Below are 13655 nucleotides of genomic sequence, written 5' to 3'. Positions count from 1 at the left end.
TCTTAGCTCTTGCGCTGATGGCGCGAGCGCAGGATGAACTTGTCGGTCGCCTTATTGGACCGCGTCTTCTTGCCCTTGGTCGGCTTGCCCCAAGGCGAAACCGGATGGCGGCCACCCGAGGTGCGGCCTTCGCCGCCGCCGTGCGGATGGTCGACCGGGTTCATGGTCACGCCGCGGTTGTGCGGACGTTTTCCCCGCCATACCGTGCGGCCTGCCTTGCCGTCATTGATGTTGCCGTGGTCCGGGTTGGACACGGCGCCGACAGTGGCCATGCACGAGCCGTGGACGACACGCTGCTCGCCGGAGTTCAGGCGCAGGATCGCCATGCCCTGGTCGCGGCCGACGAGCTGGGCATAACCGCCAGCCGAACGGGCAACCTGGGCGCCCTTGCCCGGCTTCAGCTCGATGTTGTGGACGATCGTGCCGACCGGCATCGAGGCCAGCGGCATTGCATTGCCCGGCTTCACGTCGACCGCTTCGCCGGCCACGATCTTGTCGCCGGCAGCAAGGCGCTGCGGAGCGATGATGTAGGACAGCTCGCCATCATCATACTTGATCAGCGCGATGAAGGCGCTGCGGTTCGGATCGTATTCGATACGCTCGACCGTGCCGACAATGTCGAACTTGCGGCGCTTGAAGTCGATGATGCGGTACGTACGCTTGTGACCGCCCCCGATGAAGCGGGCGGTGATGCGGCCGTAATTGTTGCGGCCGCCCGATTTGGTCAGGCCCTGGGTCAGGCCCTTGACGGGCTTGCCCTTGTAGAGGCCCGAGCGGTCGACGATGACCAGCTGGCGGGTGCTCGGCGTTATCGGGTTGAATTTTTTCAGTGCCATGTCTGTTGTCCTCGCGGTCTTGCTCAGAGACCCGTCGCGACGTCGATCGACTGGCCGTCGGCCAGCGTCACAATCGCCTTCTTGACGTCGCTCTGGCGGCCGATCGTGCCGCGGAAGCGCTTGATCTTGCCCTTGCGGACAAGCGTGTTCACGGCCATCACCTTGACGCCGAACAGCGCTTCGACGGCAGCCTTGATTTCCGGCTTCGACGCCTTCTTGGCGACGTTGAAGACGACCTGGTTCTGCTCGGAAGCCATGGTCGACTTTTCGGTGATCGCCGGCGAGACGATCACGTCGTAGTGACGAAGGTCGGTCATTTGAAGCGCTCCTCGAGAGCCTCGACGGCGGCCTTCGAAAGGACCAGCGTGCCGCGGCGCAGAATGTCGTAGACGTTGATGCCCTGGATGGGCAGCACGTCGATGTTCGGGATGTTCGTCGCCGCCAGCTTAAAATTCTTGTCGAGCTCGGCGCCGCCGATCAGCAGGGCGTTGGACAGGCCCAGCGTCGCGAAATTCGCGATCAGCGCCTTGGTCTTGGCCTCGGTCAGCATCAGCTCATCGATGATGATGAGCGAGGCGCTCTTGGCCTTGGCCGAGAGAGCATGCTTGAGGCCCAGCGCACGCACCTTCTTCGGCAAATCGTGCTCGTGGCTGCGGACGACCGGGCCGTGGGCCTTGCCGCCGCCGCGGAACTGCGGAGCGCGTGCCGAATGGTGACGGGCGCGGCCCGTACCCTTCTGCTTGTACATCTTGGCGCCGGTGCGGGCGATCTCGGCGCGACCCTTGGTCTTGTGCGTGCCCTGCTGCTTCTTGGCAAGCTGCCAGCGCACGACGCGCTGCAGGATGTCCTCGCGCGGATCAAGGCCGAAAATCTCCTCGGAGAGTTTCACCTTGCCGGCGTCCTTGCCGCCAAGCGTTGTGATCTTGAGGTCCATTATTCCGCTCCCTCTGTGGCCGGGGCATCTACTGTGGCCGGGGCATCGTTCTTGGCGCCATCATTGGTTGCAATGGCGCGGATTGCGGCGGGCTTCGGCGCATTGGCCGGCAGCGCAACCTTGGCTGCGTCACGGACCAGGATCCAGGCGCCCTTCGAACCGGGAACCGCGCCGCGGATCAGGATCAGACCGCGATCGGCATCGGTCGAGACGACCTCGACATTCTGCGTGGTGACGCGGGTGTCACCCATGTGGCCGGCCATATGCTTGCCCTTGAACACCTTGCCCGGGTCCTGGCGCTGGCCGGTCGAGCCGTGCGTACGGTGCGAGACCGAGTTGCCGTGGGTCGCGCGGCCGCCGCCCATGTGGTGCCGCTTGATGACGCCCTGGAAACCCTTGCCGATCGTGGTTCCCGTCACATCGACCTTCTGGCCGACGACGAAATGATCGACGGTAATCTCGGCGCCGACATCGATCATGTTGTCGGCGGAGACGCGGAACTCGGCAACCTTGGCCTTCGGCTCGACGGAAGCGGTCGCGAAATGGCCGCGCATCGCCTTCGACGTGTTCTTCACCTTGGCAAGGCCAACGCCGAGCTGGACGGCGGTATAGCCGTTCTTCTCCTGCGTGCGCTGCGCCACGACCTGGCAGTTCTCCATCTGGAGAACGGTGACGGGAACATGTTCCCCGGCATCGTTGTAGATGCGGGTCATTCCCACCTTCTTTGCAATCACACCTGAACGCATCGGTTCATTCCTTTAGAGTTCCCTGTCGGGGCTTTCGCCCCTCCACGCCTCTTGTTCCTTCAGAGTTCCGGGTCGCCCCGCCGCTCTGGTTCCTTAGAGCTTGATCTCGACGTCGACACCGGCGGCAAGATCGAGCTTCATCAAAGCGTCGACCGTCTGCGGGGTCGGATCGACAATGTCGAGCAGACGCTTGTGCGTGCGCATCTCGAACTGCTCGCGGCTCTTCTTGTCGACGTGAGGCGACCGGTTGACCGTGAACTTTTCGATCCGCGTCGGCAGCGGAATGGGGCCGCGGACGTTGGCGCCGGTGCGCTTGGCCGTCGACACGATTTCCCGCGTCGAGGCGTCAAGCACCCGGTGATCAAACGCCTTCAGGCGGATGCGGATATTCTGTCCGTTCATGCGTCACTTCCTTGTTCTGGCGCGGCGCGGGCAGCGCCCGCGACAGATCGGTTTAAGTCCAAATTACTCTTTGATGGTGACGACGATGCCGGCACCGACGGTGCGGCCGCCTTCACGGATGGCGAAGCGCAGCTTCTCTTCCATGGCGATCGGCACGATCAGCTCGACATCGACGGTGATGTTGTCGCCCGGCATCACCATCTCGGTGCCTTCCGGCAGCGACACGATGCCGGTCACGTCGGTCGTGCGGAAGTAGAACTGCGGCCGGTAGTTGGTGAAGAACGGCGTGTGACGGCCACCCTCGTCCTTGGTCAGGATGTAGGCTTCAGCGACGAACTTCTTGTGCGGCTTGACCGTGCCCGGCTTGGCCAGAACCTGGCCGCGCTCGACACCTTCACGGTCGACACCGCGCAGCAGCGCGCCGATGTTGTCGCCGGCCTGGCCCTGGTCGAGCAGCTTGCGGAACATCTCGACGCCGGTGCAGGTCGTCTTGGTGGTCGGACGGATGCCGACGATCTCAAGCTCCTCGCCGACCTTGACCACGCCGCGCTCGACGCGGCCGGTCACCACCGTGCCGCGGCCAGAGATCGAGAACACGTCCTCGATCGGCATCAGGAACGGCTTGTCGAGCGGACGAACCGGCGTCGGGATGTAGTCGTCGACCGCAGCCATCAGCTCGCGGATCGAATCCTCGCCGATCTTCTTGTCGGAATCTTCCAAAGCCGCAAGCGCCGAACCCTTGACGATCGGAATGTCGTCGCCGGGGAACTCGTTCTTGGTCAGGAGCTCGCGCACCTCGAGCTCGACCAGCTCGAGAAGCTCGGCGTCGTCGACCTGGTCGACCTTGTTCAAGAACACCACGATCGAGGGCACGCCGACCTGGCGGGCCAGCAGGATGTGCTCGCGGGTCTGCGGCATCGGGCCGTCGGCGGCCGACACAACCAGGATCGCGCCGTCCATCTGCGCGGCACCGGTGATCATGTTCTTGACGTAGTCGGCGTGGCCGGGGCAGTCGACATGGGCGTAGTGGCGGTTGGCCGTCTCGTATTCGACATGCGCCGTCGAGATGGTGATGCCGCGCGCCTTCTCCTCGGGCGCCGCATCGATCTGGTCGTAGCGCTTGTATTCGCCAAAATACTTGGTGATCGCCGCCGTCAGCGACGTCTTGCCATGATCGACATGGCCAATCGTGCCGATGTTCACATGAGGCTTTGTACGCTCGAATTTACCTTTTGCCATGTGATCTCTCCATTCCTGCTCGCCCGTGCGGGCTTTGAATTAAGTTAGCGCTGCAACCCGTTGGGGTTACGCGTATTTCTTCTGGACTTCCTGAGCGACCGCGGTGGGGACCGGCTCGTAGTGATCGAACTGCATCGTGTAGGCCGCGCGGCCCTGGCTCATCGAGCGCAAATTGTCGACGTATTTGAACATGTTGGCGAGCGGCACCATGGCGTTGACAACAACCGCCACGCCACGCGATTCCTGGCCCTGAATCTGGCCGCGACGGCCGTTCAGATCACCGATGACGCTGCCGACATAATCTTCCGGCGTCACCACTTCGACCTTCATGATCGGCTCGAGCAGTTGCACGCCAAGCTTGGGCGCCGCTTCACGGAAGCAGGCACGGCCGGCGATTTCGAAGGCGAGCACCGAGGAGTCGACATCATGGTAGGCGCCGTCGATCAGCGTCGCCTTGACGCCGATCATCGGGAAGCCAGCGAACGGGCCAGAGGTCATGACGCTGTTGATGCCCTTTTCGACACCGGGGATGTATTCCTTCGGCACAGCGCCGCCGACGATCTTGGATTCGAACAGGAATTCGCTGCTTTCCGGATTCGGTTCGAACAGGATCTTGACACGGGCGAACTGGCCGGTGCCGCCGGTCTGCTTCTTGTGGGTGTAGTCCTGCTCGTGCCTGCGGGTGATCGTCTCGCGATAGGCCACCTGCGGCGCGCCAACATTGGCCTCGACCTTGAACTCGCGACGCATGCGGTCGACGATGATGTCGAGGTGGAGTTCGCCCATGCCGGAGATGATGGTCTGGCCGCTTTCCTCGTCGGTCTTAACGCGGAAGGACGGGTCCTCGGCGGCCAGGCGATGCAGCGCAAGGCCCATCTTTTCCTGGTCGTTCTTGGTCTTCGGCTCGATCGCGATCTGGATGACCGGATCGGGGAATTCCATGCGCTCGAGGATGACCGGATGCAGCGGATCGCAGAGCGTGTCGCCAGTCGTCGTGTCCTTGAGGCCGGCCAAAGCGACGATGTCGCCGGCGAAAGCCTCTTCGACGTCAGCGCGCGAATTCGCATGCATCTGCAGCATGCGGCCGATGCGCTCCTTCTTGCCCTTCACCGTATTGTCGACCGAAATGCCCTTCGTGAGCTTGCCCGAATAGATGCGGGCAAAGGTGAGCGAGCCGACGAACGGGTCGTTCATGATCTTGAAGGCGAGCATCGACAGCGGCTCGCTGTCGTCGGCGTGACGCTCGATCTCGGCGTCAGTCTTGGCATCGACGCCCTTGATGGCCGGAACGTCGGCCGGCGACGGCAGATATTCGACGACTGCGTCAAGCAACGGCTGCACGCCCTTGTTCTTGAAGGCCGAGCCGCAGAACATCGGGTAGAACTTCACCGCGATGGTGCCCTTGCGGATCAGGGCGCGGATCTCGTCATTGCTGGGCATCTTGCCTTCGAGGTAATTCTCGAGCGCCGTCTCGTCCATTTCGACGGCGGCCTCGATCATCTTCTCGCGATATTCTTCGGCACGTGCCTTGAGGTCGTCCGGGATCTCGACGACGTCCCAGGCGGCGCCCAGCGTTTCGTCGCGCCAGACCAGCGCGTTCATCTCGACGAGATCGACGACACCCTTGAACTCGGTCTCGGCGCCGATCGGCAGCTGCATGACGACAGCCTGCGCACCGAGGCGCGAGCCGATCATTTCGACCGAGCGATAGAAATCCGCGCCGATCTTGTCCATCTTGTTGCAGAAGATCATGCGCGGCACGCGGTACTTGTCGGCCTGGCGCCAGACGGTCTCCGTCTGCGGCTCGACACCGGCGTTGGCGTCGAGCAGCGCAATGGCGCCGTCGAGCACGCGCAGCGAACGCTCGACCTCGATGGTGAAATCGACGTGGCCGGGAGTGTCGATGATGTTGAAGCGGTGCATCTTGCCGTCACGAGCCTTCCAGAAGGTCGTGGTCGCGGCGGACGTGATGGTGATGCCGCGTTCCTGCTCCTGCTCCATCCAGTCCATGGTCGCAGCGCCGTCATGGACTTCGCCGATCTTGTGCGACTTGCCCGTGTAGTAGAGGACGCGCTCGGTGGTCGTCGTCTTGCCGGCGTCGATGTGCGCCATGATACCGAAATTGCGGTAGTCTTCGATTTTATATTCGCGGGCCATGGGAGGTGCCTCTTCAGTCTCGTTCGCGCTTTACCAGCGGTAGTGCGCGAAGGCGCGGTTGGCTTCTGCCATCTTGTGGGTGTCTTCACGCTTCTTGACGGCGGTGCCGCGGTTGTTGGCCGCGTCCATCAGCTCGCCGGAGAGGCGGTCGACCATCGTGGTCTCGTTGCGGTTGCGGGCGGCGGCGATCAACCAGCGGATGGCCAGCGCCTGACGGCGCTCGGGGCGCACGTCGACCGGAACCTGGTAGGTGGCGCCGCCGACGCGGCGCGAACGCACTTCCACATGCGGCGCGACATTGTCGAGCGCCTGATGGAAGACGGTGACCGGCTCCTGCTTGGTCTTGGACTGGACCTGGTCGAGCGCGCCGTAGACGATGGTCTCGGCAACCGACTTCTTGCCGTCATACATGACGGCGTTCATGAATTTGGTGACGATCAGATCGCCGAACTTCGGGTCCGGGTTGATCTCACGCTTTTCTGCACTGTGACGACGGGACATTTTTTCTCTGCCTCAATTCTGCGTGGTGGCCTGGATCCCGGATCGTCGCCTGGCGCCGTCCGGGATGACCTTGGCTACGCTTCGGTCACTTCGGCCGCTTGGCGCCGTATTTCGAACGGCGCTGCTTGCGGTTCTTCACACCCTGCGTGTCGAGCACGCCGCGGATGATATGGTAGCGGACGCCCGGAAGATCCTTGACGCGGCCGCCGCGGATCATCACCACCGAGTGCTCCTGAAGGTTGTGGCCTTCGCCGGGGATGTAGCCGATCACTTCAAAACCATTGGTCAGGCGGATCTTGGCCACCTTGCGCAGCGCCGAGTTAGGCTTCTTCGGCGTCGTTGTGTAGACGCGCGTGCAGACGCCCCGCTTCTGCGGGTTCTGCTGCATGGCCGGGACCTTGTTGCGCTTCACCGGCGCAATGCGCGGCTTGCGGATCAGCTGGTTGACGGTAGGCATTAAACCCTCTTGTCTCTCAATTCCGTGTCTCGCCCGGTCAGGGCCGCTCAAAGCGTCATTTCCATACGCAAAGTCGGGCCACAAACCGCGCCTCGCGGTCTTGCCCGAACAAATGGCAGAGGAAGCGGAAACCGCTTCATGCACGCCGGAAATGTCTTTTCGCTCGTAAAACGAACCCTGTTTGAGGCAAACTCCAAAGCGTGTCGCTTCGGAAGGGAGAGCCTCACATCGGTTCTGACTGGCCGGCTTCTACTCGCAAGCCTGTTGCCCGTCAACCCCGGAGCACCAAATATTACGCTGAAACCGAGGCTTGGCAGCCATGCGAAAAGCGCATGTAATTTTCTTTCGCCATTTTGCAAGAGCAAGGAAGAAAGTGACCGGCCCTCGGCTGTTGCATAGCCACGCTTCATGCGAAAAAGCGACATGAACAGCGCAAATCCCCTCGCCCGGAGGAATCGGCCCGTGAACGACAATGATGAGCGCCCGGTCACCATCATCACCGGCCGGGCGTGGAAAAGAAAGGGCGGCAAGCCGGAAGGCGTCCACCTCATGCTGGTCGCGCCCGACGACGATTCGGCGGTGCGCCGGGCGCTCGAATCACTCGCGGCCGAAGGCTACGCCGAGGCGGAGCTCGACCAGATCGGCGACCTGGACGGCGTGCCCGATGAAGAGCCGCATTTGTCGGCCTATCAGGGCGCGCTCGAAGGCGAAGTGTCGATCATCACCTTCGACGTGCCGCTGTGACCAGCCATGTCCCTGGCCGTCGCGGTTGGGGCCGTCGCGGTCTGGCACTGCTTGCCCGGCATCAGTTCTCTGCTAAGAACCAAGCGCAATATCAACCTGCGGAGTTCCCATGTCCCTGAATAGCGGTCCCATCAAGCTCGGCATCGTCGGCGTGGGAAAGATCGTTCGCGACCAGCACCTGCCGGCCCTGGCCAAGGACCGCGACTACCTGCTCACCGCCGCCGCCAGCCGGCACGGCAAGGTCGACGGCATCGCGAATTTTCCTGATATCGAGGCGATGCTCGACGCCGTGCCGGAGCTCGAGGCCGTATCGCTCTGCATGCCGCCGCAGTTCCGCTACGACGCCGCGCGGACGGCGCTGGCGGCGAAGAAGCATGTTTTTCTGGAAAAGCCACCCGGCGCCACGGTCAGCGAGGTCGAGGATTTGAAAGCACTGGCGGCGGCAAACGGCGTCTCGCTGTTTGCCAGCTGGCATTCGCGCTATGCGCCGGCGGTTGAAGCGGCGCGCGCATTTTTAGGCTCGACCACGATCAGGTCGGCTGCCATCAACTGGAAGGAGGACGTGCGCCGCTGGCACCCCAACCAGGACTGGATCTGGGCGCCGGGCGGCTTCGGCGTGTTCGATCCCGGCATCAACGCGCTGTCGATCGCGACCCACATACTGCCGGCGATGTTCATCAGCTCGGCGATCCTCGATTTTCCCGAGAACCGCGCCGCCCCGATCGCCGCGCACATCGCCTTCCGCACCTCGAACGGCTTGCCGGTGGCGATGGAGCTCGACTGGCGCCAGACCGGCCCGCAAAGCTGGGACATCCTGGCCGAGACGGACAAGGGCGCGATGGTGCTTTCTGGCGGCGGCGCAAAACTCGCGGTCGACGGCCGCGTCGTTCACGACGAGCCGGAAGCCGAATATCCGATGCTCTACAAGCGCTTCGCCGAGATCGTGCGCGCCGGCGTTTCCGACGTCGATCTCGCTCCGTTGCAGCATGTCGCCGACGCTTTCATGCTCGGCAAGCGCAATGTGGTGGAAGCGTTTTTCGATTGACGCCGCGGCGCTGCAAGGAGTGGCCTTCGCTCCGGCCCTGACCATCTTGCAAGCGTCGCGCTGCCCCTCATCTGGCTGCCGCCATCTTCTCCCCGTGAACGGGGAGAAGGACGCCTTCATCAATGATTTCGTCGTACTCCAGCGTCCCTCCAGCCAGTTCATTCTCCCCGTTTACGGGGAGAAATGCCCGGCAGGGCAATGAGGGGCGGCGCCGGACGATCGAAACAAGTCGCAACACTCGACGACGCCTCCTCCAGTCCGTCGCCAACCTCAACACGCAAAAAAGCCGCCGGGTTGCCCCGACGGCTTCGTTGCCTGAGATCTGTACCCGCCGCGCTTACTGCGCGGCGGAAGCCATGTCGGTCAGCATCGGATCGGCGACCTCGACGCCCGACGCCTTGCGGCGCTCGTCGATGATCAGCTCGTCGCGCGAGGTGGCGATGCGCCGGATCTGGCTCATCGTGCCGCCGGTGCCGGCCGGGATCAGACGGCCGACGATGACGTTTTCCTTCAGCCCCTGCAGCATGTCGGTCTTGCCGGCAACCGCCGCTTCGGTCAGTACCCTGGTCGTCTCCTGGAAGGAGGCGGCCGAGATGAAGGACGGCGTCTGCAGCGAGGCCTTGGTGATGCCCAACAGCACCGGCTGGCCTTCGGCCGGCTTCTTGCCGTCTTCGACCAGGCGCTCGTTGACCTCTTCCAGCTCGATCACGTCGACGTGGTCGCCCGGAATGTAGGTCGAGTCGCCCTGCGCGGTGATCTCGACCTTCTGCAGCATCTGGCGAACGATCACCTCGATGTGCTTGTCGTTGATCGACACACCCTGCAGACGGTAGACCTCCTGGATCTCGTTGACGAGGTAGGACGCAAGCGCCTCCACGCCCTTGATCGCCAGGATGTCATGCGGCGCCGGATTGCCGTCGAGGATGTAGTCGCCCTTCTCGATGACGTCGCCGTCCTGGAGATGGAACGGCTTGCCCTTCGGGATCAGGTATTCGACCGGCTCAAGCGTCGAGTCATGCGGCTCGATGATGATGCGGCGCTTGTTCTTGTAGTCGCGGCCGAAGCGGATCGTGCCATCGATCTCGGCGATGATGGCGTGATCCTTCGGACGGCGTGCCTCGAACAATTCGGCAACACGCGGCAGACCACCGGTGATGTCCTTGGTCTTGGCGCTTTCCATCGGGATACGCGCCAGCACGTCGCCGGGGCGAACCTGTGCACCCGGCTCGACCGAAAGAATGGCCTCGACCGAGAGCAGGAAACGAGCGTCGCCGCCCTTCGACAGTTTGCCGACCTTGCCCTTGGCGTCCTGGACGACGATCGCCGGCTTGAGGTCGTTGCCGCGTGGCGTCGAACGCCAGTCGATGACCTCGCGCTTGGTGATGCCGGTCGATTCGTCGGCCGTTTCCTGGACGGAAATGCCGTCGACCAGATCCTCGAACGCCACCTTGCCCTCGATTTCGGTGAGGACCGGGCGGGTATAGGGATCCCACTCGGCGATGCGCTGGCCGCGCTTCACCTTGTCGCCATCGTCCACGAAGATGCGCGAACCATAGGTAAGGCGGTGCGTGGCGCGCTCCTTGCCGGCCTCGTCGAGGATCAGCACGGCCATGTTGCGGCCCATGACCATCTGCTGGCCGTCGGAGTTGCGCACCACGTTGCGGTTGCGGATCTCGACCTTGCCCTCATACGAGGCTTCAAGGAACGACGAGTCCACCACCTGCGCCGTACCGCCCATGTGGAAGGTACGCATGGTGAGCTGGGTGCCCGGCTCGCCGATCGACTGCGCCGCGATGACGCCGACAGCCTCGCCCTGGTTGACCGGGGTGCCGCGGGCCAGATCGCGTCCGTAGCAGACCGCGCAGACACCGACCCTGACGTCGCAGGTCAGCGCCGAGCGGATGCGGACCGACTGGACGCCGGCCTTTTCGATCTGCTCGACGTCGCGTTCGTCCATCAGGGTTCCGGCCTTGACCAGAACCTCACCGCTGACCGGATGCGTGATGTCGTCGAGCGCCGTGCGGCCGAGAACCCGCTGGCCGACGGAAGCGACGACCTGGCCGGCATCGACGATCGGCTGCATGGTGAGGCCCTTGTCGGTGCCGCAGTCGACGGAGTTGACGATGCAGTCCTGCGCCACGTCGACCAGACGACGGGTGAGGTAACCCGAGTTCGCCGTCTTCAAGGCGGTGTCGGCCAGACCCTTGCGGGCGCCGTGGGTCGAGTTGAAGTACTCGAGCACGGTCAGGCCTTCCTTGAAGTTCGAGATGATCGGCGTTTCGATGATCTCGCCGCTCGGCTTGGCCATCAGGCCGCGCATACCGGCAAGCTGGCGCATCTGGGTGGGCGAGCCGCGCGCACCGGAGTGCGACATCATGTAGATCGAGTTCATCGGCTTTTGGCGGCCATTGTCCTCGAACTCGACCGCCTTGATGCGGGCCATCATCTCGTCGGCGACCTTTTCCGAGCACTTGGCCCAGGCGTCGACGACCTTGTTGTACTTCTCGCCCTGGGTGATCAGGCCGTCATTGTACTGCTGCTCGTATTCCTTGGCCAAGGCCTCGGTGTCGGAAACCAGCTTGATCTTGGCATCCGGGATCAGCATGTCGTCCTTGCCGAACGAAATGCCGGCGCGGCAGGCGTGGCTGAAGCCGAGGGCCATGATGCGATCGCAGAAAATGACCGTCTCCTTCTGACCGCAATGGCGGTAGACGGTGTCGATCATCTTGGAGATGTTCTTCTTGGTCATCTCCTGGTTGGCGGTCTCGTACGGCACATTGACGTTCTTCGGCAGAAGCTCGCCGATGATCATGCGGCCGGGCGTGGTGTCGTAGATCTTCGACACGACCTTGCCGTCCGCATCGACCGAGCGGAAGCGGCCCTTGATCTTGGAGTGCAGCGTCACCGCCTTGGTCTCGAGCGCGTGCTGGAGTTCGCCCATGTCGGCAAACACCATGCCCTCGCCCGGCTCGTTCTGGTTGACGATCGAGAGATAGTAGAGACCCAGAACCATGTCCTGCGACGGCACGATGATCGGCGCGCCGGAAGCCGGGTGCAGGATGTTGTTGGTCGACATCATCAGCACGCGGGCTTCAAGCTGCGCTTCCAGCGACAGCGGCACGTGAACCGCCATCTGGTCGCCGTCGAAGTCGGCGTTGAAGGCCGTGCAGACCAGCGGGTGAAGCTGGATCGCCTTGCCTTCGATCAGGATCGGCTCGAACGCCTGGATGCCGAGGCGGTGCAGCGTCGGCGCACGGTTCAGGAGCACCGGATGCTCGCGGATGACCTCGTCGAGGATATCCCAGACCTCCGGACGCTCCTTCTCGACCAGCTTCTTCGCCTGCTTGACGGTCGAGGAATAACCCTTGGCGTCGAGACGGGCATAGATGAAGGGCTTGAACAGTTCGAGCGCCATCTTCTTCGGCAAGCCGCACTGGTGCAGCTTGAGCTCCGGACCGGTCACGATGACCGAGCGGCCGGAATAATCAACGCGCTTGCCGAGCAGGTTCTGGCGGAACCGGCCCTGCTTGCCCTTCAGCATGTCGGACAGCGACTTCAGCGGACGCTTGTTGGCGCCGGTGATGACGCGGCCGCGACGGCCGTTGTCGAACAGCGCGTCGACGGCTTCCTGCAGCATGCGCTTTTCATTGCGCACGATGATGCCGGGCGCGCGCAGCTCGATCAGCCGCTTCAGGCGGTTGTTGCGGTTGATGACGCGGCGATAGAGATCATTGAGATCGGACGTGGCGAAGCGGCCGCCGTCCAGGGGAACCAACGGGCGCAGGTCCGGCGGGATCACCGGGACCACCTTCATGATCATCCATTCCGGACGGTTGCCGGACTCCATGAAGTTCTCGACGACCTTGAGCCGCTTCAGATACTTCTTCTGCTTGAGCTCGGACGTGGTCGAAGCCAGCTCCGAACGCAGGTCGCCGGCGATCTTCTCCAGGTCCATGCCGGCCAGAAGGTCGTGGATGGCCTCGGCGCCGATCATGGCGGTGAACGAATCCTCGCCATATTCGTCGACGGCCATCATGTACTCTTCCTCGCTGAGGAGCTGGTGCTCCTTCAGCGCGGTGAGGCCGGGCTCGGTGACGATGTAGTTCTCGAAGTAGAGAACGCGCTCGATGTCCTTCAGCGTCATGTCGAGCAGCGTGCCGATACGCGACGGCAGCGACTTCAGGAACCAGATATGGGCGACCGGCGCGGCCAGCTCGATATGGCCCATGCGCTCGCGACGGACGCGCGACAGCGTGACTTCGACGCCGCACTTCTCGCAGATGACGCCCTTGTACTTCATGCGCTTGTACTTGCCGCACAGGCATTCGTAGTCCTTGATCGGACCGAAAATGCGCGCGCAGAACAGGCCGTCGCGCTCCGGCTTGAAGGTGCGGTAGTTGATGGTCTCCGGCTTCTTGATCTCGCCGAACGACCAGGACAGAATCTTCTCAGGGCTGGCGAGCGAAATCCGGATGGAATCGAACACCTGTGCAGGCGCCTGGGGATTGAAGAGATTCATGACCTCTTGGTTCATGCCGTTCTCCTTTTCGGGGTCATCGAAAACCCCTTGCATCTAGCGCGGGCCAAACGCCCG

General features: G+C 63.1%; 12 protein-coding genes. 2 read left to right on the top strand and 10 right to left on the bottom strand.

Going from position 1 to position 13655, the window contains the following annotated elements; translation table 11 throughout:
- Nucleotides 1-2: 2 nt before the first annotated feature.
- The 9 genes from rplB to rpsL all read right to left on the bottom strand — a co-directional run bounded on the left by rplB (nt 3) and on the right by rpsL (nt 7272).
- Nucleotides 3-836, bottom strand: coding sequence for a 50S ribosomal protein L2 (rplB, locus tag AC0L2V_RS05525; protein WP_027154041.1), 834 nt, complete (start codon nt 834-836; stop codon nt 3-5).
- A gap of 23 nt (nt 837-859) precedes the next feature.
- A complete protein-coding gene (locus tag AC0L2V_RS05520) occupies nt 860-1153 on the bottom strand; it encodes a 50S ribosomal protein L23 (protein ID WP_010909275.1) in 294 nt (97 codons plus the stop codon).
- Nucleotides 1150-1770 carry a 50S ribosomal protein L4 gene (gene rplD / locus AC0L2V_RS05515; RefSeq protein ID WP_027154042.1) on the bottom strand — a complete coding sequence of 207 codons (621 nt, stop codon included), beginning with the start codon at nt 1768-1770 and terminating at the stop codon, nt 1150-1152. The genes AC0L2V_RS05520 and rplD overlap by 4 nt, the downstream gene beginning before the upstream one ends.
- Complete coding sequence (rplC, locus tag AC0L2V_RS05510; RefSeq protein WP_091591200.1) at nt 1770-2516, bottom strand: 50S ribosomal protein L3; 747 nt, start codon at nt 2514-2516, stop codon at nt 1770-1772. The genes rplD and rplC overlap by 1 nt, the downstream gene beginning before the upstream one ends.
- Before the next feature lie 93 nt (nt 2517-2609).
- The gene (gene rpsJ, locus AC0L2V_RS05505; RefSeq protein ID WP_006205468.1) at nt 2610-2918 is read right to left on the bottom strand and encodes a 30S ribosomal protein S10; all 309 of its coding nucleotides are present in this window, start codon (nt 2916-2918) and stop codon (nt 2610-2612) included.
- Between the two features lie 63 nt (nt 2919-2981).
- Nucleotides 2982-4157, bottom strand: coding sequence for an elongation factor Tu (gene tuf / locus AC0L2V_RS05500; protein WP_091591201.1), 1176 nt, complete (start codon nt 4155-4157; stop codon nt 2982-2984).
- Between the two features lie 66 nt (nt 4158-4223).
- Nucleotides 4224-6314 (bottom strand): elongation factor G, encoded by a 2091-nt coding sequence (fusA, locus tag AC0L2V_RS05495; RefSeq protein ID WP_023798114.1) that lies wholly within the window; start codon nt 6312-6314, stop codon nt 4224-4226.
- A 30-nt stretch (nt 6315-6344) separates the two neighbouring features.
- Nucleotides 6345-6815, bottom strand: coding sequence for a 30S ribosomal protein S7 (gene rpsG / locus AC0L2V_RS05490; protein ID WP_008875664.1), 471 nt, complete (start codon nt 6813-6815; stop codon nt 6345-6347).
- Between the two features lie 85 nt (nt 6816-6900).
- Nucleotides 6901-7272: a 30S ribosomal protein S12 gene (gene rpsL, locus AC0L2V_RS05485; protein ID WP_006333356.1), complete on the bottom strand. Its 372-nt coding sequence runs from the start codon at nt 7270-7272 to the stop codon at nt 6901-6903.
- Between the two features lie 462 nt (nt 7273-7734).
- Here rpsL and AC0L2V_RS05480 point away from each other — a divergent pair, with 462 nt between their 5' ends.
- Both AC0L2V_RS05480 and AC0L2V_RS05475 read left to right on the top strand, forming a co-directional pair.
- A complete protein-coding gene (locus AC0L2V_RS05480; protein ID WP_473519627.1) occupies nt 7735-8016 on the top strand; it encodes a transcriptional regulator in 282 nt (93 codons plus the stop codon).
- A gap of 109 nt (nt 8017-8125) precedes the next feature.
- Nucleotides 8126-9061, top strand: coding sequence for a Gfo/Idh/MocA family protein (locus tag AC0L2V_RS05475; RefSeq protein WP_473519626.1), 936 nt, complete (start codon nt 8126-8128; stop codon nt 9059-9061).
- Nucleotides 9062-9398: 337 nt separating this feature from the next.
- On the opposite strand, the gene rpoC is transcribed toward AC0L2V_RS05475, so the two are convergent.
- Complete coding sequence (gene rpoC, locus AC0L2V_RS05470) at nt 9399-13595, bottom strand: DNA-directed RNA polymerase subunit beta' (RefSeq protein ID WP_128177802.1); 4197 nt, start codon at nt 13593-13595, stop codon at nt 9399-9401.
- Nucleotides 13596-13655: the final 60 nt, after the last annotated feature.

Source organism: Mesorhizobium sp. WSM4814, assembly GCF_055811595.1.
The sequence above is the reverse complement of the archived record's forward strand: the minus strand, read 5'-3'. Positions and strand labels throughout refer to the sequence as shown.